Raw genomic sequence first — 21,637 nt, forward strand, 5'->3', positions numbered from 1 at the left:
AAACCAACGCTAGGGTCTCGATTGTGAGTCAAGGCACCCTGGTCAAGCGGCAGTTCGGGCACCGTGCCCGGCTTGCACTGTCGCCTGCCGGGGTTCGCGCAGCGGATGATCAGGCGCACGCGGCCCGCACCATGTGGAACCTGCTGCACGCCTGGTGGCAGATGATGCCGAAGCAAGAGCGGACTCTTGCGAACGCGGACGCCGCGATCCGCCAGGCCCGCGAGGACATCGGCTTTCTCGCCGTCCTGCCCGCGCAGGCAGCGCAAGCGGTACTCAAGACGTACTTCCAGGCGTGGAAGAACTGCTGGGACGGCCGCTCCGACGCCCCGAACTTCAAGGGCCGGTTCCGCACGGTGATGTCCGTGGACATCCCGCAGGGCCGGGACCTGAACATCGTCCGCGTGCACCGCCGGTGGGGCATGGTCAACATTCCCAAGGTGGGCCGTGTCCGGTTCCGGTGGACCAAAGACCTTCCGGTAGGCAAGCGTGCAGACACCCAGAACCGGATCACCGGGGCCCGGCTGATCAAGGGCGCACTCGGCTGGCACATCACCTTCCGTGTCCAGACCCTTCATGGCGAACCCGATCCCCACCAGGGGCCGGACATCGGCATCGACGTGGGCGTCACCGTACCTATCGCCCTCTCAGACGGCGAAACGTACGAGCACGGCGAATGGCTGACCGGCAAGGAGAAGGAGAGGCTCCTCCACCTGGAGCAGCGCGCCGCGCAGCGTAAGCGGCACCGCAAGCCCGGCGAGCGCACCAGCCGCCGGCTGCAGCACACCTACGACCAGATCGCAGGGCTCCGCGCGAAAGCCAAGCGCCGGGCCCTTAACTGGCAGCACCAGACGACCACCACCATCGCCCGCACCTACGGCACCGTCGTGGTCGAAGCACTCACCATCACGAACATGGTCAAGTCCGCCAGGGGAACGATCGAGGAGCCGGGGAAGAACGTCGCCCAGAAGTCCGGGCTGAACCGCTCCATCAGCCAGGAGGCATGGGGCCGCACGGTCACCATGCTGGCGTACAAGACCGCTCAGCTCGGCGGCACCCTGGTCAAGGTCCCCGCCCCCGGCACCTCCCGGCGCTGCTCGGCGTGCGGTTGCACCACGCCCGGCAGCCGGGAGTCCCAGGCCGTGTTCGTGTGCAAGAGCCCCGACTGCGGCTGGTCGGGCAACGCCGACCACAACGCAGCCCGCAACGTCTTGCACCTGTACCGGATGGGCCACGCGCTCATCCCGGCTGCCGGGAGGGCAGTCGTCAGGCGCGCCAAGCGCGTCAAGCCCGCTACCGCAAGGTAAGCAGGAATCTCCCGGCTTCAGCCGGGAGAGCACTTCAAGGCGCGGGATCGTACGTCACGCTGGTGTCGGGGCAGGACTGCGCGAGCCGGGTGAGTGCCTCGAACTCGACGGCGTCGGCGCTGAGGCTCCAGCGGAGCTTGGTCCCGACCCACTCCGAGATGTACCGGCAGGTGACGCCTTCGGCCGGCGGCAGCCACTCGGCCGGATCCTTGTCGGCCTTGCTGCGGTTGGAGGCCGCGGTGACGGCGATGAGGGAGGTCAGGGCGCCGAGGTCGTTGGCGTACGCCTCACGCCGCTGGGCGGTCCACCGCGACGCCCCGGAGTCCCACGCCTCGGCGAGCGGCACCATGTGGTCGACGTCCAGGCCGGAGGCCGCGGTCACCCACCGGGCGTCGTAGTACGACCACCACCGCCCTCCGGAGAGCCTGCAGCCCGCGAGGACCTCGGGCGGGTCGACCGCCTCGGAGATGAGCACCTCCGCGCGCGTGTTGCAGCCGTCGGTGGGGTTCTGGCCCGCGTTCCAGTGCCGGAAGCTCGTGCGCTGGTAGCCCTCCCGCACCTCGTCCGCGAGGGGGAGGACGCCGACCGCGTTCGCGATGGGGAGCGTGCTCGGCTCGGCGGCGCGGCCGTGCGCCTGGGCCGGAGCGGATGCCAGAAGGGGAAGGACAACGAGTACGGCAGCGAGCACGGCTCGCCTGAGGTTTTTGATCACGCATCGCAGAATCGATTGCGCGTACCTCGATCGAGGGGATCGGCTCGAACGGATGAGCCATATGGCTGCGCGGGTTCACCGGGCAGATGTTCTATGAGTCACCCGATGGGGGGTCTGGGCTGTACGCCCCATGCCAACTCCCGTCGAGCGCCTCCCGAAATCCCGAGATCCCGGTTGACGAGGTCTGTTGCCACCGCGGGTTGGCTGACCCGATGTCTCGCCTACGCATAGGCAAGGTGGACGGCGGCGACGCCACGGTCCACGACTGGCAGTACGTCCACAACCTCGTCGCGGAGAGCGGCGACCGTCCCACGAATATCCGCGGGAGACCAGCCGTCACAGGCGTTCTTCCTATACTTGCGGCATGGACCACGAGCTGGAGCGAGCCGCCCTCGTCGCATTGCTGCGGCGCGGCGACCGGCCATGGTCCGAGCTGACCGACCAGTTGGAATCGCTCGGTAGCGCGCGGGACATCCTCGAGAACGCTCTTGACGCCTCGGGGCAGAGCGCACTCTTCGAGACCGAGCCGGCCGTGGACCTGGACGCCGTCGCCGCCGAGATCTCCGCCTGGGAACACGAGGGCATGCGCCTGGTGACGATCCTGGACGACGAGTACCCGCTCTACCTGCGGCTCGTCCACCAGCGTCCGCCGTTCCTGTTCCTGCGGGGAACGTCGGTAGAGGACGAGCTCCGGGTCGCCGTCGTCGGTACGCGTGCCCCCACCCCCGAAGGCATCGCCCATGCCCGTGCCCTCGCAGGCGGGCTCGCCGAGCGCGGAGTCACAGTGGTCAGTGGCCTCGCCGCCGGCATCGACACCGCCGCACATGGCGCAGCCCTCGCTGTCGGCGGGCGCACGGTCGCGGTCGTCGGCACCGGCCTCCGGCGGACCTACCCGGCGCAGAACGCCGACCTGCAGAGGAACATCGTCGAGCGAGGGCTGGTGGTCTCCCAGTTCTGGCCGGACGCACCGCCCTCGAAGGCGTCGTTCCCCATGCGCAACGCAGTGATGAGCGGATACAGCCTTGCCACCGTCGTGGTGGAGGCGGCTTACCGCAGCGGCGCCCGTATGCAGGCCCGACTGGCACTCGAACACGGACGCCGCGTATTCCTCATGCGTTCCCTCATGGTTCACGAATGGGCGAGGGAATACGCGAGCCGACCCAACACCACCGTCATTGACGGTCCTGACGACGTCTTCAGCCGACTCGACTCGCTCGTCCCCACTTCGGGCGAGCTCTCCTGGGCATAGACGGCGGACCGCGTGGCATCCGTTTCCGAGCTGTCCGCCCGCTACGCCAACTTCCTCGTCCACCCGTTATTACCGGGAGCAGGCGTCTGCCAGGTCTGCCGGGGCACGGCGAACCCTGGCTATCCCACCTGCTGGCAGTGCCAGGAGGCCAGGAGGATCTTAGGCCCGGGGGTCGGCGATGCCGTGGTTCCGGTGAGCCTGGCCCTGAAGAGCGAGCAGTACGCGAACGAACTGTGGCGCTACAAGAACACCACGGGGGCACAGCAGCATTACTTCCGCACGGGCCTGGCCGCGGTCCTGTGGCGGTTTCTCGCGCTCCACGAGGCCTGCATCGCAGCCCATTGCGCCGTACCCGGCTTCAGTGCCGTCACCACCGTACCCAGCACCAGTGGCCGGGAGATTCATCCCCTGCGCACCATGGTCGCGGACATGGTCGGCGCCACACGCGGCCGCTACCGTGACCTGCTCACCCCGACATCGGAGGCGTGCGCCCTCGGCCGTACGGGCTCCTCGTCACGCTACATCTCCTTGGCGCTCTGGGGTGAGAACGTGCTGCTCGTCGACGACACCTGGACGACGGGCCACCACGCCCAATCCGCGGCTGCGGCCCTGAAGGCGGGCGCGGGCAGCGTGGCCATCGTCGTCCTCGGCCGGCACCTCAACCTCACATACGGCGAAACGGCCACGCTCGTCGAGCAGGCTCGACTGCGCAGCTTCTCCTGGGACGTCTGCGCGCTTCGGCCCTGGGCGCACGGCTGACGCCCTGAGACGCCGATGCCCCCTACCCGATGACTCGGACAGGGGGCATCAGAAGCAACTGCGACAGGCGCCTACTTCACCGGCTCCGGCTCCGGTGCGCTCGGAGAGTCCGACGTGCCCGCCGGCGGCTCGCCGCCGTTCTCGCCATCGCCATCGCCATCGCCATCGCCATCGCCGTCGGCGCTCTCCGCGGAGGCCGGCGTCTTGACGGAGTCCAGCAGCAGCTGGGCCACGTCCACGACGGTGATGGACTCCTTGGCCTTGCCGTCGTTCTTCTTGCCGTTGACCGAGTCGGTCAGCATGACGAGGCAGAACGGGCAGGCCGTCGACACGATGTCGGGGTTCAGCGAGAGGGCCTCATCCACCCGCTCGTTGTTGATGCGCTTGCCGATGCGCTCTTCCATCCACATCCGGGCACCACCCGCACCGCAGCAGAAGCCGCGCTCCTTGTGGCGGTGCATCTCCTCGTTGCGGATGCCCGGGACGCTGGCGATGATCTCGCGCGGGGGCGTGTAGATCTTGTTGTGGCGGCCCAGGTAGCACGGGTCGTGGTAGGTGATGATGCCCTCGACCGGGGTGACCGGGACCAGCTTGCCCTCGTCGACGAGGTGCTGGAGCAGCTGGGTGTGGTGGATGACCTCGTAGTCGCCGCCGAGCTGCGGGTACTCGTTGCCGAGCGTGTTGAGGCAGTGCGGGCAGGTCGCGACGATCTTCTTGGCCGACTTCGGCTTGCGGGACTCGTCGGTGACCTTGCCCTCGTCGTCCATCTCCTCGCCGAAGGCGGCGTTGAGGGACATGACGTTCTCCATGCCGAGTTCCTGGAACAGCGGCTCGTTGCCCAGGCGGCGGGCGGAGTCACCCGTGCACTTCTCGTCGCCGCCCATGATGGCGAACTTGACGCCCGCGATGTTCAGGAGTTCGGCGAAGGCTTTGGTGGTCTTCTTGGCGCGGTCCTCCAGGGCGCCGGCGCAGCCGACCCAGTACAGGTACTCGACCTCGGACAGGTCCTCGATGTCCTTGCCGACGACCGGGACCTCGAAGTCCAGCTCCTTGAGCCACTCCAGGCGCTGCTTCTTCGCCAGGCCCCAGGGGTTGCCCTTCTTCTCCAGGTTCTTGAGCATCGTGCCCGCCTCGGACGGGAAGGAGCTCTCGATCATCACCTGGTAGCGGCGCATGTCGACGATGTGGTCGACATGCTCGATGTCGACGGGGCACTGCTCGACACAGGCGCCGCAGGTGGTGCAGGACCACAGGACGTCCGGGTCGATGACGCCGCCCGCGGCGAAGCCGCCATCAGATACAGCCTCGGCGGTGCCGATCAGCGGGCGCTCGGCCTCCGCGAGGGCGGCCGCGGGGACGTCCTTCAGCTGCTCGGGCGTCGCCTTCTCGTTGCCCTCCATGTCCTTGCCGCCGCCGGCCAGCAGGTACGGCGCCTTGGCGTGCGCGTGGTCCCGCAGGGACATGATCAGCAGCTTGGGGGAGAGGGGCTTGCCCGTGTTCCAGGCGGGGCACTGCGACTGGCAGCGGCCGCACTCGGTGCAGGTGGAGAAGTCCAGCAGGCCCTTCCACGAGTACTGCTCGACCTGGGAGACGCCGAAGACGTCGTCGTCGCCCGGGTCGGTGAAGTCGATCGGCTTGCCGCCGGACGTCATCGGCTGCAGGGCGCCGAGGGCCGTGCCGCCCGTGGCCTCGCGCTTGAACCAGATGTTCGGGAAGGCGAGGAAGCGGTGCCAGGCCACACCCATGTTGGTGTTCAGGCTGACCACGATCATCCAGACGAACGAGGTGCCGATCTTGATCGTCGCGACCAGGTACACCAGGTTCTGCAGCGCCGCGACGCTCAGTCCCTTGAAGGCCAGGACCAGCGGGTACGACGCGAAGTACGCCGCCTCGTAGCCCTCCACGTGGTGCAGCGCGCCCTCCAGGCCGCGCAGCACGTAGATGGCAAGGCCGATGGTGAGGATGACGTACTCGACGAAGTACGCCTGACCGGCCTTGGAGCCCGCGAAGCGGGACTTGCGGCCGGCCCGCGACGGCAGGCTCAGCAGCCGGATGACCATCAGGACGGCGATACCCAGGACCGTCATCACACCGATGAACTCGATGTACAGCTCGAACGGCAGGAAGCCGCCGATGACCGGCAGCACCCAGTCGGCCTTGAACAGCTGGCCGAAGGCCTGGGCGAGGGTCGGCGGCAGGGTCAGGAAGCCGACGGCGACGAACCAGTGGGCGACACCGACGATGCCCCACCGGTTCATGCGCGTGTGGCCGAGGAACTCCTTCACCAGGGTCACGCTGCGCTGGTAGGGGTTGTCGGTCCGGGTACCGGCGGGGACCGGCTGGCCCAGCTTGAAGTACCGGACGAACTGGCCGATCGCGCGTGCGAGCAGCGCGACGCCGACCACGGTCAGAACCAGCGACACGATGATCGCGGCGAGTTGCATGGGGGCTCCTCGGGCCTGCGAGGGGTTTCTGTCGGGACCCTCTCCGTTTCAGAGGGTTCCCGAGATTACTAAGCGGTAACTTATGCAGTCGTCTGAGACTACCCCTATCCTCCGCCGCACTGTAGCCGGGTGGGGGGTGATCTGAATCGCTGAGGGTTGCCTCAGAACTCGTACGGATCCAGCCAGGACCCGGTCGGAATCCGGTCGGGTAATCCGTCGTGTTAGTCGTACCGAATTGTCATAGTCCCGCCTAATTTAGATCCGTGCTCTATGGGATCGCTGCCGCCGCCATCGCCCTTCTGCTCACCGCCCTGCTCGCCGCCCTCCTCCGGGTGCCCGCGCGCTGGTCGCGTCTGGTCGACCGGCGGCGGCAGCGGGAGGTGCCGCTGTCCGGGGGTGTGGCCGTCGTGGTGGTCACCGGGGTGGTGGTGTGGGGCTACGGGTGGGTGGAGGGGGTGCCGACCGGGGGAGAGGTGCGGGAACTGCTCGTCGCCGGGGGTGTGGTCGCCCTGCTCGGGCTGGTCGACGACGTGTGGCGGCTCCGGCGGCGGGTGCTCTTCGCCGGTACGGCCGCGGCGGCCGCGTGCGTCGTGCCGTACGGGGAGACGGGGGTGGGGACCGGGCTGCTGGCCGTCGTGTGGGTCGCGGGGATGTCCCTCGGGTTCCGGGGGGTCGATCACGCCGACGGGCTCGCCGGGACCGTGGGGGTCGTGACCGCCTTCGGGGTGGGGGTCTGCGCGGCGGTCGAGGTGATGGACGGGATCGCCGTGCTGATGAGCGTGCTGGCCGCCGCGCTGACCGGGTTCCTCATGCACAACTGGCATCCGGCCCGGGTCGGGCTCGGGGCGTGCGGGGCCATGCCCGCGGGGTTCGTGATCGCCCTGGGGGCCGTGTACGCGCGGGCCGGGTCCGGGATCGGGGAGAGCGCGGGGGTGCTGTTCGCGCTGACCGCCCTGGTGTGCGCCGACGCCGGGCTGGTGCTGCTGTCGCGGCGGATGGCCGGGCGGGCCGTTCTGCGCGGCGGCCCCGACCATCTCGCGCACCGGCTGCGGCGGCTCGGGCTGACCGCGCCGGGGGCGAGTCTGCTGCTGGGGGCCGGGGCGTTGTCCGGGGTGGCCGTCGGGGTACTCGCGCACGCCGGCTGGGTCGGCGACGACGCGATGTGGTGGGTGGCGGGGGCGGCGCTCGTCGTCGTCCTCGCTGTGTCACGCGTCTCGGTGTACCCCTCCCGAGGTCCCAAGGCTCCTCGGCGTGAGATGTCGCCGCAGGTCAGAGCGCCGTTGCGTGTAAGGAACGGATAAGACTTGAGTCCGGTCGACTCAGCTCTGTTGACCGGTCGGGGGCCGTCGTGCACACTTGAGTCCGTTCCACTCAAGTCAGCTGGAGGAATCAACCATGGCACGTGCGGTCGGCATCGACCTGGGCACGACTAACTCCGTCGTCAGCGTTCTGGAGGGCGGCGAGCCCACCGTCATCACCAACGCCGAGGGCGCCAGGACCACGCCGTCCGTCGTCGCCTTCGCCAAGAACGGTGAAGTGCTCGTCGGAGAGGTGGCCAAGCGCCAGGCGGTCACGAACGTGGACCGGACCATCCGCTCCGTCAAGCGGCACATGGGCACGGACTGGAAGATCGAGCTCGACGGGAAGCCCTTCAACCCGCAGCAGATCAGCGCCTTCGTGCTCCAGAAGCTGAAGCGGGACGCCGAGTCCTACCTGGGCGAGAAGGTGACCGACGCGGTCATCACCGTCCCGGCGTACTTCAACGACTCCGAGCGCCAGGCCACGAAGGAGGCCGGCGAGATCGCGGGCCTCAACGTCCTGCGCATCGTCAACGAGCCCACCGCGGCCGCTCTGGCGTACGGCCTCGACAAGGACGACCAGACCATCCTGGTCTTCGACCTCGGTGGCGGTACGTTCGACGTCTCGCTGCTGGAGATCGGCGACGGCGTCGTCGAGGTGAAGGCCACCAACGGTGACAACCACCTCGGTGGTGACGACTGGGACCAGCGCGTCGTCGACTACCTGGTCCAGCAGTTCCAGTCCGGCCACGGCGTGGACCTGGGCAAGGACAAGATGGCCCTGCAGCGTCTGCGCGAGGCCGCCGAGAAGGCGAAGATCGAGCTGTCCTCGTCCACCGAGACCTCGATCAACCTGCCCTACATCACCGCCTCCGCCGAGGGCCCCCTGCACCTCGACGAGAAGCTCACCCGCGCCCAGTTCCAGCAGCTGACCGCGGACCTGCTGGAGCGCTGCAAGACGCCGTTCCACAACGTCATCAAGGACGCCGGGATCAACCTCTCCGAGATCGACCACGTCGTTCTCGTCGGTGGCTCCACGCGTATGCCCGCCGTCGCCGAGCTGGTCAAGGACCTGACCGGCGGCAAGGACGCCAACAAGGGCGTCAACCCGGACGAGGTCGTCGCCATCGGCGCCGCCCTGCAGGCCGGTGTCCTCAAGGGCGAGGTCAAGGACGTCCTGCTCCTCGACGTCACCCCGCTGTCCCTCGGTATCGAGACCAAGGGCGGCATCATGACCAAGCTCATCGAGCGGAACACGACGATCCCGACCAAGCGGTCCGAGATCTTCACCACCGCCGAGGACAACCAGCCCTCCGTGCAGATCCAGGTCTACCAGGGCGAGCGCGAGATCGCGGCGTACAACAAGAAGCTCGGGATGTTCGAGCTGACCGGTCTGCCCCCGGCGCCCCGCGGCGTCCCGCAGATCGAGGTGTCCTTCGACATCGACGCCAACGGCATCATGCACGTCACGGCGAAGGACCTCGGCACCGGCAAGGAGCAGAAGATGACCGTCACCGGCGGCTCCTCGCTGCCGAAGGACGAGGTCGACCGCATGCGCCAGGAGGCCGAGCAGTACGCGGAGGAGGACCACAAGCGCCGCGAGGCCGCCGAGTCCCGCAACCAGGGCGAGCAGCTCGTCTACCAGACCGAGAAGTTCCTCAAGGACAACGAGGACAAGGTCCCGGGCGAGATCAAGACCGAGGTCGAGGAAGCCGTCAATGAGCTGAAGGAGAAGCTCAAGGGCGAGGACTCGGCCGAGATCCGCACCGCCACGGAGAAGGTCGCGGCCGTCTCGCAGAAGCTCGGCCAGGCCATGTACGCCGACGCGAACGCCGCGCAGGCCGACGGCGCCGCCGGAGCCGGCGCGGGTGCCGGTGCCGGTGACGCCAAGGCCGACGACGACGTCGTCGACGCCGAGATCGTCGACGAGGACCGGAAGGATGGTGCCGCGTGACGGAGGAGACCCCGGGCTTCGACGAGCAGCAGCCCGACGTCCCTTCCGGCGCCACCTCCGATGACGCCGAGCCGAAGGCCGCCTCCTCCGAGGAGGGAGCGGCCCCGGCCGGGGACACGGGCCAGGACGTGGCCCTGGTGGCCCAGCTGGACCAGGCCCGCACGGCGCTGGGCGAGCGCACGGGCGACCTCCAGCGCCTCCAGGCCGAGTTCCAGAACTACCGCCGCCGGGTCGAGCGCGACCGGATCGCGGTCAAGGAGATCGCCATCGCGAACCTCCTGACCGAGCTCCTGCCCGTGCTCGACGACATCGGCCGCGCGCGGGAGCACGGCGAACTGGTCGGCGGCTTCAAGTCCGTCGCCGAGTCGCTGGAGGGCACCGCGGCGAAGATGGGCCTGCAGCAGTTCGGCAAGGAGGGCGAGCCCTTCGACCCGACGATCCACGAAGCCCTGATGCACAGTTACGCACCGGACGTCACCGAGACGACGTGCGTGGCGATTCTGCAGCCCGGGTACCGGATCGGCGAGCGCACCATCCGCCCCGCGCGGGTGGCTGTGGCCGAACCCCAGCCGGGGGCACAGACGGTCAAGGCGGACGAGTCCGCCGACGCCGACGACAAGGAGAGCGGTGGCCCGGACGAGGGCTGACGTCATATCGGACGACAGGAAGGAGGGGCGTCGAGGATGAGCACCAAGGACTTCATCGAGAAGGACTACTACAAGGTCCTCGGCGTCCCCAAGGACGCCACCGAGGCCGAGATCAAGAAGGCGTACCGGAAGCTCGCCCGCGAGAACCACCCGGACGCCAACACGGGAAACGTCAAGGCGGAGGAGCGCTTCAAGGAGATCTCCGAGGCCAACGACATTCTCGGCGACCCCAAGAAGCGCAAGGAGTACGACGAGGCACGCGCCCTCTTCGCGGGCGGTGGCTTCCGCCCGGGGCCGGGCGGCGCGGGCGGCGGCAACTTCAACTTCGACCTGGGCGACCTCTTCGGAGGCGGCGCCCAGGGCGGGGGCCAGGGAGCCGGCGGCTTCGGCGGCGGGATCGGTGACGTCTTCGGGGGCCTGTTCAACCGCGGCGGTACGGGCGCGGGGACGCGCACGCACCCGCGGCGCGGCCAGGACATCGAGTCCGAGGTCACGCTCAGCTTCACCGAGGCGATCGAGGGCGCGACGGTCCCGCTGCGGATGTCCTCGCAGTCACCCTGCAAGGCCTGTTCGGGCACCGGCGACAAGAACGGCACACCGCGCGTGTGCCCGACCTGCGTCGGCACCGGGCAGGTCGCCCGGGGCAGCGGCGGGGGCTTCTCCCTCACCGACCCCTGCCCGGACTGCAAGGGCCGCGGCCTGATCGCGGAGCACGCCTGCGAGGTCTGCAAGGGCAGCGGCCGGGCCAAGTCCTCACGGACCATGCAGGTGCGCATCCCCGCCGGCGTCAGCGACAGCCAGCGGATCCGGCTGCGCGGCAAGGGCGCGCCCGGTGAGCGGGGCGGCCCGGCGGGCGACCTGTACGTGGTCGTGCATGTCGACGCCCATCCGGTGTTCGGCCGCAAGGACGACAACCTCACCGTCACCGTCCCGGTGACCTTCACCGAGGCGGCCCTCGGCGGCGAGGTGCGGGTGCCCACGCTGGGCGGCCCGCCCGTCACGCTGAAGCTCCCGCCGGGCACGCCCAACGGCCGCACCATGCGCGCCCGGGGCAAGGGCGCGGTCCGCAAGGACGGCACCCGCGGGGACCTGCTGGTCACCGTCGAAGTGAGTGTTCCGACGGACCTGACGGGGAAGGCTCGTGACGCACTCGAGGCGTATCGCGAGGCGACTTCGGGTGAGGATCCGCGGGCGGATCTGTTCCAGGCCGCGAAGGGAGCATGAGGCAGATGGACGGTCGTCGGCGCAATCCGTATGAACTGACCGAGGAAACCCCGGTCTACGTCATCTCGGTGGCGGCCCAGCTGTCCGGCCTGCACCCGCAGACCCTGCGCCAGTACGACCGCCTGGGTCTGGTGTCTCCGGACCGCACCGCGGGCCGGGGCCGGCGCTACTCGGCCCGTGACATCCAACTGCTGCGCACTGTCCAGCAGTTGTCGCAGGACGAGGGCATCAACCTGGCCGGTATCAAGCGCATCATCGAACTGGAGAACCAGGTCGCCGCGCTCCAGGCCCGGGCGGCCGAGCTGCAGAACGCGCTCGACGGCGCGGCGGCGGCGATGCGCCAGCGCGAGGCGGCGGTGCACGCGTCGTACCGCCGGGACCTGGTGCCGTACCAGGAGGTCCAGCAGAGCAGCGCGCTGGTGGTGTGGCGGCCGAAGCGGCAGCAGTCGGACTGACTGCCGGACTGAATGCCTGTCCACAGTCTGTGGAAGGGGCCGGGAGGCGACTCCCGGCCCCTTTCGTGTGTCTTGGCCCGGTTTCGCTGGGTCTCCCATCGATGGGTGGCCCGTGCGGGGAACCTGGAGATGATTCCGCAGAGTCTTCACAACGATCGCGGAGCGTGGTGTTGTCATCTCGTTAAGTGCTTCCGCTTGACGCTGGGGGCCGCGTCCGCGTTGGCTTTTCAGTCACATGGGCCACAAAGCTGTGCCCACGTCCGAATCACACGTGAAGTGGGCTCCCGACATGCGTCGTCGTATCTCCATATCCGTGGCCGCGGCCGCGATGTCCGTCACGCTCGCCGGGTGCGGCGCGCTCAACGCGACGGGGAGCAGTGACGACGCGAGCCCGGCCAAGGGCAACGACATCACGGTGGGCCTGCTGCTCCCGGAGAAGGCGAACACCCGGTACGAGAACTTCGACTACCCGATCATCAAGACGAAGGTCGAGTCCCTCACCGACAACAAGGGCCGCGTCGAGTACGCCAACGCCGAGGCGGACGCCGACACGCAGGCGGGCCAGCTGCAGAAGATGATCGACGACCGGGTCGACGTGGTCCTGCTGGACGCGGTCGACTCGCAGGCCATCGCGAGCGGCGTCAAGAAGGCCAAGGAGGCCGGCATCCCGGTCATCGCCTACGACCGGCTGGCCGAGGGCCCGATCGAGGCGTACATCTCCTTCGACAACGAGCTGGTCGGCGAGGTCCAGGGGCGCACCCTGCTGGAGGCCATCGGCGAGGACGCGAACCTCTCCGACAAGATCGTCATGATGAACGGCTCGTCGACCGACCCGAACGCCAAGCAGTTCAAGGCGGGTGCGATGTCCGAGCTGAACGGCAAGGTGACGATCGCCGAGTCCTTCGACACCAAGGACTGGAAGCCGGAGAACGCCGAGGCCAACATGGCCGAGGCGATCGAGAAGATCGGCAAGGACAACATCGACGCGGTCTACTCCGCCAACGACGGCATGGCCGGCGGCATCATCAAGGCGCTGGAGGCCGCGGGCGTGAGCGACCTGCCGCCGATCACCGGGCAGGACGCGGAGCTCCAGGCGGTGCAGCGGATCATCGCGGGCGAGCAGTACATGAGCGTGTACAAGTCGTATCCGCAGGAGGCCGAGAACGCGGCGGAGATGGCCGTGGCGAAGGTCCAGGGCCGGGACATCCAGTTCGCCGCCCTCACCCGCGACAAGGTCGACAGCCCCACCCACAAGGGCATCCCGGCCCAGCTGGTGCCCGTGGTCGCGCTGACGAAGAAGAACATCGAGGACACGGTGGTCGCGGACGACATCTACAAGCTGTCGGACATCTGCACGGCCAAGTACGAGACGGCTTGCCGGGCGATCGGCCTCCGCAAGTAGGGCCCCCGCCCTGCTCCCTGGCCTCTAGGATCCTTCCGGCTCTCCCCCCCCGACCGGGCGGCCCCCGACCGGGCGGCCCCCGTGCGGGCGGGGCTCGGGTGGCATACCCCCCGATGGGTGGATTCTCCCGGTGATCACCGACCGGCAGTCTGGAGGAACAGGGGCCGCACCGCTTTCAGCAGTGCGCTCCCGTCCCTTCCGAACCGCGCGGCGGACGGGACAACCATCAGGGAGAGGGGAAGCACCATCGTGAACGTGAGAATCGCACGACGTGTGGGGGTCGGGTTCATCGCGGCCCTGGCGCTCGGGACGGCGACGCCCGCCATCGCGTACGAGATCGGACCGCACTCCTACGACGGGGAGCTCCGGTTCTGGACCGAGGGCAGCCCGGACCGCTCGATCATGAACATCAAGGACACGGGCAGCGACCACTGGGTCAAGGCGGAGTACTACCGCGTCGCCCACCCGGACGACAAGCTGACCCTGTGGAACAAGGACGGCCCGAACGGTCCCAGGGACAACGACGGCAACATCGGCACCGTCGAGAGCAGCAAGGCCTCCGAGATCTTCAAGGCCCGCGGCACTGTGTCCCGCAACAACCTGCCGGACTGGCACACCAGCTGGTACACGGACTGACGGTGACGCACGCGTAGGTCCGGCCTGAACCGATGTGTACCGGTGCGCATCGGAGACGGGCCCGCAGCCTGACCGGGAGGGGCCGAGCGCCCCTCCCGGTCAGGCGTGTCCTCTTTCCGCCCCGCCTCGCCCACCGCGCCTCGACGAACCGCCGCTCCTTTCCGTGCGGTTGTCATTCCGTCTCGACCGAGGGAGCCCCGCGTGACCCCACCCCCCGCACCGCCCGTGCTGTGCCTCAGCGACGTGGTCTACGGCGTCTCCGGCCGACGCCTGCTCGACGGCGTCGACCTCACCGTGCGGGCCGGACAGTCCGTCTCCGTCATGGGGCCCTCGGGCAGCGGCAAGTCCACGCTGCTGATGTGCCTCATGGGGCTGATCCGGCCCCGGTCGGGCCGCGTCGAAGTGGCGGGCGAGGACATCACACGGCTGTCGGCGCGAGGCCTCGCCGCCCACCGGCGCAGGCACATCGGCATGGTCTTCCAGTTCGGCGAACTCCTTCCCGAACTGACCCCGGTGGAGAACGTGATGATCGCGAGCCTGCTGGCCGGTGACGCCGTCGACGACTCCCGCTCCCGGGCGGAGAGCCTGCTCACCGCTCTCGGGGTGCCCGAGGCCGCGGCGACGCAGGACCTGTCCGGAGGCGAACGGCAGCGGGTCGCCGTGGCCCGCGCGCTGGTGAACACGCCCGGACTGCTGCTCGCCGACGAGCCGACCGGAGCCCTGGACGGGGAGCAGCGCGAGGCCGTGGCGGACCTGTTGTTCGGCACGCCGCGCGAACACGGGTGCGCCCTGGTCGTGGTGACCCACGACCCCACGGTGGCCGGTCGGGCAGACGTTCGACTGCACCTTCACGAGGGGCAGTTGGTCCAGGTGCAGGAGGCGCGATGAACGGCGGTGGACTGCGCCGGCGACTGCTGCGCATGGGCCGGGCGGCGTCCGGGGCGGCGGAGGCCGGGCGTATCCGGTTCTACGCGCTGCTCGCCGCGACCGCCGTGGCGGTTCTCGCGGTCGCCGGCTTCCTGCTCGCCCTTTCCTCCTTCGACGGACGCACGGAGCGCAGCGCGACCCGCTGGCCGCAGGTGAGTGACACCGCGGATGCCAGGGTGTTGTGGCGGCCGACGGTCGCGACCATCGGGGAACGGCAGTACGACGTCGTCTACATCGAGCCGCTCACGGCGGACGCCCCTCTGCCGCCCGGACTGAGCCGCTGGCCCGAGCGCGGCGAGGCCGTGCTGTCGCCCGCCCTCAGGGACGCCGGGTCCGAGGTGCGCGCGGAGTACGGCAGGGCCGTCGGCACGATCGCCGAGGACGGCCTGGAGTCGCCGAGCGAGTACTTCGCCTATGTGCGGCCCACCGCGGAGCGGCTGGACACGAAGGGCATGACCAAGGCGTCCGGTTTCGGCGTCCCGTGGTCCCCTCCGCTCGGTGAGCATCTGTACAACTTCGGCGCCACAGAGTTCCGTTGGGCCTACCTCGCGATGGTCGGGCTGCCCGCCGGACTGTTCGTCGTGATCGCGGCCCGGGTCGGTGCCGCCGGACGGGACCGGCGTACCGCCGTGCTCGCGGCGCTGGGCGCCTCGAGCGGTGCGCGGGCCTGGTTCACGGTGGGCGAGGCGATCGTCCCGGTGGCGCTGGGCGCCCTGGCGGGGACGGTGCTCCTGGCTCCGGTGCTCGTAGTCGACATTCCGCTGCCCGTGGTCGAGTTCGTGTCGTACACCCCTGATGCCCGGGCCGCGCTCCCCGCGCTCCTGGGCGCGGTGCTCGGCGTGCCGCTGGCCGTGCTGGCGGCGGTGCTGCTGCTGCAGCCGCCGTACCGGCCCGGCCGCTCGACCCGGCCGACCGCCCGGAAGCGGAACCGGGAATGGATGATGTGGCTGTTCCCCGTCGCCCTGTTCGGCACGGTCAAGGGCGTCGACCTGGCCCCGTACGATCTGCGGCTTCCCGTGCTCGCGGGCGGCAGTGTGCTGACCATCGCCCTGCTGCCGGTCGTGGTCGGGGCCGTGGTGGCCGCCACCGGCCCCGCTCTGGCCAAGGCCGGGGTGGCGCGGGGCCGGGTCGGGATGCTGATCGCCGGGCGGCGCCTGGCGGCCGGTGCGCGGCCGGTGGCCCGGCTGGTCGCCGCTGTGGTGATCGCGATCGGGCTGGCCGCCCAGGGCCAGATCGCCATCAGCCTGTTCACCGAGATGAGCGACCGAGTGCACGCCGTGGAGCGCCAGTTGGGCACCAGCGTGCTGCGGGTCTCGACGACGCTGTCGACGACCCACGCGGACGTGGCGGCTTTCGAACGGCAGCTGGGGCCGGGGACATACGCCCTGGCCGTGACGGTGAGTTCCGAGGGCGGCCGGCTGGACCTCGTCGGCGACTGCGCGGCCTGGCGCGAACTCGGCGCACCCTGCCCGGGCGACCGGGCCACCGAACTGCAGCGCACCGGGCACGCCGGTCTGGCCCAGGCCGTCGGGCTCCAGCGGTCGGTCGGGGTGCGCATGTACGCCCGGACCGGCGACGCCGCCGAGACGCTGCGCAGTTCGGACGAGGCCTCGCTGATGGTCCTGGCGGGGGACGGGCGGCAGCTTTCGCTGTCGAAGGTGCACGGCGCCGCCAACACCCACCTCGCCATGGCCACGAAGGTCGGGGTGTTCGCCATGACCGGCACGCTGGGCGGGAGCGGTGAGGGCATCGCCGCCCAGCGGTGGCTGGAGCTGCTCTCCGTGACCGGAGTGCTGGTGATCGTGGTGGTGGCCGGAATCGGGTCGGTGGCCCAGTTCATCCGCACGGGGCGGGAGTTGGGTCCGGTGTCGGTGCTGACCGGCAATGGGCGGGTCTACTACGCCGTCTCCGGGTGGTCCCTGCTGGCGCCGACCGTTTTCGCGGTCTGCGCGGCGGTCCTGGTGACCTGGTACGTGACCACTCCGCTGGAGGCCGACTCCGGTAGCAGGCTGTCGGCCCTGTCCGCGGTGGGCGCCGCCGGCCTGCTCTGCGCGTCCGTGATCGCGTGGTGGGGAGCGCGGACCGCCTCGTCCGCGGGGTCGGTCTGGCGGCCGCGCAACGACTGAACGCCCGGTCCCGCGACGCCGGCCGGCCCACGCGGCCGGCCGGCGTCGCGGCATGTCGCCCGTCGGCGTCAGCACTGTTGGGGGATGTGCACCGCCCGCGGTACCGGCGGGGCCGGTACGGGGTCCGGAAGCCGGCGGCGCGCCTCGGGCACCGATCCCGCGTACTCGGCGTAGTCCGAGGTGCCGTGGGTGTGCTCCGGGTCCGGGGCCGAGAGCTTCCGGCCGGGCCGGCTCCGGGCCTGCCACAGGATGCGGGCCGCCTGGATGCGGTTGTTGACGAGAAGCTTGGCGTAGATCGCGCGGATGTGGTCCTTGACCGTGTGGCCGCTGATGCTCAGCTTCGTGGCCACGACCGAATTGGATGCGCCATCGCTCACCAGTTCGAGTATCTCGCGCTCGCGAGGGCTGAGCGAGGCCAGCAGCTTCCGCGCGGCGACGACCTCTTCGGCCAACTGTCCCGGCCATACGTACTGGTCGACCACGAACCCGGCCGCGGTCGGCGCCAGCGCGACACTGCCTGCAGCCGCGGCCTGGGCCGCCCACGGCAGATGCTCCACACATTCGCCGCGCAGCAGCACGCCGCGGGCTCCGAGCCGGAGCAGCATGCGCGTGGAGTGCTCCGTCAGCCGGCTGACCAGCACGACACGCGCGGGTTCCGAAAGGGGGCGTGACCTCAGCGCGCTCAGCGCCTCGTCCGGCTCCTGATGGCTGGAGACGAGGACGTCCGGCCGCGCCGACCGCACCATGTGCGGCGCCTGGTCGCCCGTCGCCTCGCCGACGATCCGGACCCGGCCGTCTTCCTCCAGGATGCGTCTGACGCCTGCCCGTTCGAGCGATGGTCCGCCGAGTATGCCTACACGTATCAAGTCTCTGTGCTCCCCCTGTGTATACGGCAGGCCGAAGGCACACGTGGGGCGGCACCCCCGGTCAGCCATGTCGAAGTGGTCGGTACGGACGCCCACTGACATGCGGAAGCGGTCGACTCCCGCATCGCTCAGCATGCACAGCATGTTCACTTCACCGCTACCTTCAGCTTGTTGCATAGCGCGCAAGCGGGGGGTCCGCATATCGGGGTGTTGTGGAACGTTTCAGGCCATGGGACGGGCGGAGCCGTGTTGCGGAGCAGGTCCCGTCCGCGCATAGTTGCGCTGCGGAAGACGGCGAACCGGGGGTGGGACGGGCGATGGCCGGGCACGGGGCGGAAGAGCATCCTCACGGTGCCGACCGACTGTGCGAGACCGGGGATCGCGTGTATTCCCGGGCCGTACGGCGGGGCCGCGTGCCGCGCGGGGACGCCGAACCGGTGCCCTGTTTGCTGGAACTCGCCCTGCTGCACCCGGACCCCGACGACATGGACTGGCTCGTGCCGACCGCCCCGCAGGAGGTCATGACCCGGTTGCTGCGCGGGATGTACGACGAGGTCAGCGCCAGTCAGCGGCGGGTGGGTTCGGCTGTGGCCGCCGTCGAGTGGTACGCCGGTCTCGGCCGCCGGGTGCGGACGGCCTCACCGGCGGGTGAGGGCCCGGCGATCCGGGTGCTGGACGGACTCGCCCGGATCCAGGCCGCGATGGACGAGGCGACCCAGGCCTGCACGAGCGAGGTGCTCACGGTCCAGCCCGGCGGCATCCGGCGCGAGGCGGAACTCTCCGAGGGGCTGCACCGGGCGATGGCGCTGCGCGGCCGCGGGGTGCGGATGCGGGACCTGTACACGCATGTCGCCCGGCACGGGCAGGGGCTGCTCACGTATCTGGAGCTGATGGGCGACGCGGTGGAGGCCCGCACGCTGGACGAGGTCATCGACCGGCTGATCCTCTTCGACCGGACGGTGGCGTTCATCCCCGCCAACACCGACCGCACGATGGCCTTGGAGCTACGGCACCCGGCGCTCATCGAGTACCTGGTCACGGTGTTCGAGCGACTGTGGCGCCTCGCCATCCCCCTCACGGCCCCGCTCCCCGACACGGGCATCGAGGGCATCTCCCACCGGGAGCAGTCCATCGCCGCCCTGCTGGCGGAGGGGCACCAGGACGCGGTGATCGCGGAGCGGCTGGGGATAAGCGTCCGGACGTGCCGGGCCCATATCGCGCGGCTGTCGGAGACGCTGGGCGCGGCGAGCCGTACGCAGCTCGGCGTGCGCATCGCCCAGGCGGGCCTGGACGGCCCACCGCGCTCCCCGGCGTCCCTCAGGGTTCCCGGTCAAGAATCCCCGAGCGTCCGATGAGGAACCCGAGCTGCGCTCGGCTCTGACTGCCCAGCGTCGCCGCGAGCTTGGCGATGTGGACGCGGGCGGTACGGACGTTCATCCCGAGCCGGTCGGCTATGACGGCGTCGGTGTGGCCCTCGACGAGGAGGGTGGCGATGGCGCGCTGGCGGGGGGTGACGCCGTTGAGGGAGGGCTGGGGGGCCGCGTCCGGGAACACCGGGGTGGCGAGGCGCCAGAGGCGGTCGAAGGCGGTGGCCAGGTAGCCGACGATGGCCGGATGGCGGATCTCCAGCGCGAGGCCGCCGTCGCCGTCGGCGGGGACGAAGGCGACCGCCCGGTCGACGACGATGAGCCGGTCGGTGACCTCGTCCAGCGCACGCGCCTCGATGTCGCCCGTCAGCCGTTCCTGGTGCGCGACGGTCAGGGGGGAGTGCCGGAGGGTCTGCTGGTAGAGGGTGCGGATGCGTCCGCCGCGGTCCAGCAGCGCCTGGTCGCGGCGGGTGGCGACGGCATAGGCCGCCTCGATTCGCTCCCTGGTGATCCTGGGGCGGGGCTGGATGGTCAGCAGCTCCCGGGACGCGTCCGCCATGGCCTCCGTGATGGCCTGGTTGATCCGCTCCTTTCCGCTCAGGAGCGTCAGCGTCGGGGTGCCGGCCGCGGCCGGGTCGTGCCCTTCGGCGGCCAGGAGCGGCCCGAACGCCTCGGCCAGCCGTTCCTCACGTCGCCGCTCGCTCGCGATGCGTTCCCCGGAGATCCGCAGCAGACGCTGCAGGGCGACGGCCGGCACCACGGGCTCCAGCCGGTGGAGGTTGTCCACGGCGGGGTGCAGCAGGCCGAAGTCCAGCAGACAGGGCGTGGCGCGGGCCGCTTCGGCGGGTACGTGCCCCTCGCGCAGAGCTCGTTCGTACAACTCCCTCCCGGCAGGGCACAGTTCTTCCGCGTCGTGCGTGGGGTGGGGCGCCGAGGTCACTCGGGGCTTCCTCCTTCTCAGTGGTCCTGCTGCAGGATCCCCGACTGCGCTATGAGATAGCCGAGTTGGGCCCGGCTGCCGCTGCCCAGGGCCGAGGCCAGCTTGGCTATGTGGGCACGGCAGGTGCGTACGTTCATGCCCAGACGGCGTGCGATGGCCTCGTCCACGTGGCCCTCGACCAGGAGCTTGGCTATGGAGTACTGGATGTCCGTGATGCCGCCGCGGGCGGTCTCGTACGGGGTGCCCGTGTTCAGCGGCACCGAGCGGTCCCACAGGTACTCGAAGAGCTTGAGGAGGTAGCGGACCAGGCCGGGGTGGCGCAGCTCCAGCGCGACCTGCTGGTCGTCGCGGGCGGGGATGAAGGCAACCGACTCGTCGCAGATGATCAGGCGCTCGACGAGTTCGTCGATGGTGCGGTACTCCGCCTTGCCGTTGGAGAGCTGGGCGGCGTAGGCCAGCTGCTCGGGGTTGTAGTGGGCGGTGTGCTGGTACAGGGTGCGGATGCGCACGCCGCGCTCGATCAGCGGCCTGTCACGCTCCAGCCCGCGCAGCAGGCTGCGTTCGGACATCCGGTCGCTCGGCTGGACGGTGAGCATCTCCGCCTGGCACTGGAAGGTGGCCATGTTGAGCGCGGCGTTGATACGTTCGCCGCCTTCGAGCACTGTGATGGCGTCACTGGTGGCGGCCAGCTGGGTACCCAGGGCCATGAACGGCTGAAAGGTCTCCGCGAGGCCGGTTGCCAGGCGCCGGCGGTCGGCTATCTCCTGCTCCAGCGGGTTGAGCTGCCGGGACAGGGCGACCGCCGGGGGCACCGGGCGCAGCCAGTTCGGGTCGTCCGGATCGGGATGAAGCAGGGCGAACTCCACCAGGCAGGGGGCCGGCTCCGCATCCGCGCGAGCGATGCGTCCGGCGCGCAGTGCGGCGGCATACAGACGGCCGCCCTCCTCACACCACTCGGTCATCGCATGGGGATGTGTCGCCTTAGTCCGATTCGCTGCCAAATCTCCACCCCCCAGGGTCCTGAACATGCAGGAACATGATGCATCGATTGTGTGGCCATGACGTGCCCGAATGAGCCATCGTCGTACCTGACGGGGGAAAAGGGGACCTTCAAGTGAGGACGAAGCCGACTATGCGTAACAGAATGCTTCGCTCGGTGCTTGTCGCCGCCTTCTCCGCCGTTGTGGCCCTCGGCACCCTGAGTGGCTTCTCCGATGCGAAGGACGATGTTCGGGCGAACAGCAGCTGGCCGTCTGTTGCCGTGAACACCAACGGCGCGAGTAACAGCAGTTGGCCGAGTTCCGGGGCAGCGGAATCCGGGAGCTGA

The 21,637-nt window shown here is 69.8% G+C and carries 19 protein-coding genes; 14 read left to right on the forward strand and 5 right to left on the reverse strand.

Translation table 11 applies throughout. The features are described 5' to 3' along the window. The first annotated feature begins 23 nt into the window (after window positions 1-23). The gene (locus tag ACQEV8_RS23635; protein WP_432963422.1) at window positions 24-1,304 is read left to right on the forward strand and encodes an RNA-guided endonuclease InsQ/TnpB family protein; all 1,281 of its coding nucleotides are present in this window, start codon (window positions 24-26) and stop codon (window positions 1,302-1,304) included. 34 nt (window positions 1,305-1,338) lie between these two features. Here ACQEV8_RS23635 and ACQEV8_RS23640 read toward each other — a convergent pair whose 3' ends face one another. Next, complete coding sequence (locus ACQEV8_RS23640) at window positions 1,339-2,016, reverse strand: HNH endonuclease family protein (protein WP_432963425.1); 678 nt, start codon at window positions 2,014-2,016, stop codon at window positions 1,339-1,341. Window positions 2,017-2,380: 364 nt separating this feature from the next. Here ACQEV8_RS23640 and ACQEV8_RS23645 point away from each other — a divergent pair, with 364 nt between their 5' ends. Continuing rightward, window positions 2,381-3,265 carry a DNA-processing protein DprA gene (locus ACQEV8_RS23645; RefSeq protein WP_432963428.1) on the forward strand — a complete coding sequence of 295 codons (885 nt, stop codon included), beginning with the start codon at window positions 2,381-2,383 and terminating at the stop codon, window positions 3,263-3,265. A gap of 192 nt (window positions 3,266-3,457) precedes the next feature. Then, entirely contained in the window at window positions 3,458-4,024 is a 567-nt protein-coding gene (locus ACQEV8_RS23650; RefSeq protein ID WP_432963431.1) for a hypothetical protein, read from the forward strand. Window positions 4,025-4,095: 71 nt separating this feature from the next. Here the strand turns inward: ACQEV8_RS23650 and ACQEV8_RS23655 are convergent, their stop codons facing one another. After that, window positions 4,096-6,468, reverse strand: a complete 2,373-nt coding sequence (locus ACQEV8_RS23655; protein ID WP_432963434.1) for a (Fe-S)-binding protein — start codon at window positions 6,466-6,468, stop codon at window positions 4,096-4,098. A 263-nt stretch (window positions 6,469-6,731) separates the two neighbouring features. On the opposite strand from ACQEV8_RS23655, the gene ACQEV8_RS23660 reads away from it, so the two are divergent. The 9 genes from ACQEV8_RS23660 (at window position 6,732) to ACQEV8_RS23700 (ending at window position 17,137) form a co-directional block, all read left to right on the forward strand. Further along, on the forward strand, window positions 6,732-7,769 hold the full coding sequence (locus tag ACQEV8_RS23660; RefSeq protein ID WP_432963438.1) for an MraY family glycosyltransferase: 1,038 nt from the start codon (window positions 6,732-6,734) through the stop codon (window positions 7,767-7,769). 94 nt (window positions 7,770-7,863) lie between these two features. Then, window positions 7,864-9,720 carry a molecular chaperone DnaK gene (dnaK, locus tag ACQEV8_RS23665; protein ID WP_432963441.1) on the forward strand — a complete coding sequence of 619 codons (1,857 nt, stop codon included), beginning with the start codon at window positions 7,864-7,866 and terminating at the stop codon, window positions 9,718-9,720. Continuing rightward, complete coding sequence (grpE, locus tag ACQEV8_RS23670) at window positions 9,717-10,367, forward strand: nucleotide exchange factor GrpE (protein ID WP_432963444.1); 651 nt, start codon at window positions 9,717-9,719, stop codon at window positions 10,365-10,367. The genes dnaK and grpE overlap by 4 nt, the downstream gene beginning before the upstream one ends. 36 nt (window positions 10,368-10,403) lie before the next feature. Further along, on the forward strand, window positions 10,404-11,591 hold the full coding sequence (dnaJ, locus tag ACQEV8_RS23675; protein ID WP_432963447.1) for a molecular chaperone DnaJ: 1,188 nt from the start codon (window positions 10,404-10,406) through the stop codon (window positions 11,589-11,591). Window positions 11,592-11,596: 5 nt separating this feature from the next. Next, the gene (locus ACQEV8_RS23680) at window positions 11,597-12,046 is read left to right on the forward strand and encodes a heat shock protein transcriptional repressor HspR (RefSeq protein ID WP_399027542.1); all 450 of its coding nucleotides are present in this window, start codon (window positions 11,597-11,599) and stop codon (window positions 12,044-12,046) included. Between the two features lie 289 nt (window positions 12,047-12,335). Then, window positions 12,336-13,448, forward strand: a complete 1,113-nt coding sequence (locus tag ACQEV8_RS23685; RefSeq protein ID WP_432963450.1) for a substrate-binding domain-containing protein — start codon at window positions 12,336-12,338, stop codon at window positions 13,446-13,448. A gap of 255 nt (window positions 13,449-13,703) precedes the next feature. Next, window positions 13,704-14,084: a hypothetical protein gene (locus ACQEV8_RS23690; protein WP_432963453.1), complete on the forward strand. Its 381-nt coding sequence runs from the start codon at window positions 13,704-13,706 to the stop codon at window positions 14,082-14,084. Between the two features lie 201 nt (window positions 14,085-14,285). Continuing rightward, entirely contained in the window at window positions 14,286-14,972 is a 687-nt protein-coding gene (locus ACQEV8_RS23695) for an ABC transporter ATP-binding protein (protein WP_432963456.1), read from the forward strand. Beyond that, complete coding sequence (locus tag ACQEV8_RS23700; protein ID WP_432963459.1) at window positions 14,969-17,137, forward strand: hypothetical protein; 2,169 nt, start codon at window positions 14,969-14,971, stop codon at window positions 17,135-17,137. Before ACQEV8_RS23695 ends, ACQEV8_RS23700 begins: the two co-directional genes overlap by 4 nt. A gap of 68 nt (window positions 17,138-17,205) precedes the next feature. Here ACQEV8_RS23700 and ACQEV8_RS23705 read toward each other — a convergent pair whose 3' ends face one another. Further along, the gene (locus tag ACQEV8_RS23705; protein WP_432963462.1) at window positions 17,206-18,003 is read right to left on the reverse strand and encodes a LuxR C-terminal-related transcriptional regulator; all 798 of its coding nucleotides are present in this window, start codon (window positions 18,001-18,003) and stop codon (window positions 17,206-17,208) included. A 317-nt stretch (window positions 18,004-18,320) separates the two neighbouring features. Between ACQEV8_RS23705 and ACQEV8_RS23710 the strand changes: the two genes are divergently transcribed. Continuing rightward, window positions 18,321-19,358: a LuxR C-terminal-related transcriptional regulator gene (locus ACQEV8_RS23710; protein ID WP_432963465.1), complete on the forward strand. Its 1,038-nt coding sequence runs from the start codon at window positions 18,321-18,323 to the stop codon at window positions 19,356-19,358. On the opposite strand, the gene ACQEV8_RS23715 is transcribed toward ACQEV8_RS23710, so the two are convergent. After that, window positions 19,321-20,310 (reverse strand): LuxR C-terminal-related transcriptional regulator, encoded by a 990-nt coding sequence (locus ACQEV8_RS23715; RefSeq protein WP_432963468.1) that lies wholly within the window; start codon window positions 20,308-20,310, stop codon window positions 19,321-19,323. The two genes, ACQEV8_RS23710 and ACQEV8_RS23715, sit on opposite strands and share 38 nt — an antisense overlap. 17 nt (window positions 20,311-20,327) lie before the next feature. Further along, window positions 20,328-21,272, reverse strand: coding sequence for a helix-turn-helix transcriptional regulator (locus ACQEV8_RS23720; RefSeq protein WP_432963471.1), 945 nt, complete (start codon window positions 21,270-21,272; stop codon window positions 20,328-20,330). A 182-nt stretch (window positions 21,273-21,454) separates the two neighbouring features. Between ACQEV8_RS23720 and ACQEV8_RS23725 the strand changes: the two genes are divergently transcribed. After that, complete coding sequence (locus ACQEV8_RS23725; RefSeq protein ID WP_370869203.1) at window positions 21,455-21,637, forward strand: hypothetical protein; 183 nt, start codon at window positions 21,455-21,457, stop codon at window positions 21,635-21,637.

The organism is Streptomyces sp. CA-179760 (assembly GCF_050937045.1).
In the GTDB taxonomy this organism is placed as follows: Bacteria; Actinomycetota; Actinomycetes; order Streptomycetales; family Streptomycetaceae; genus Streptomyces.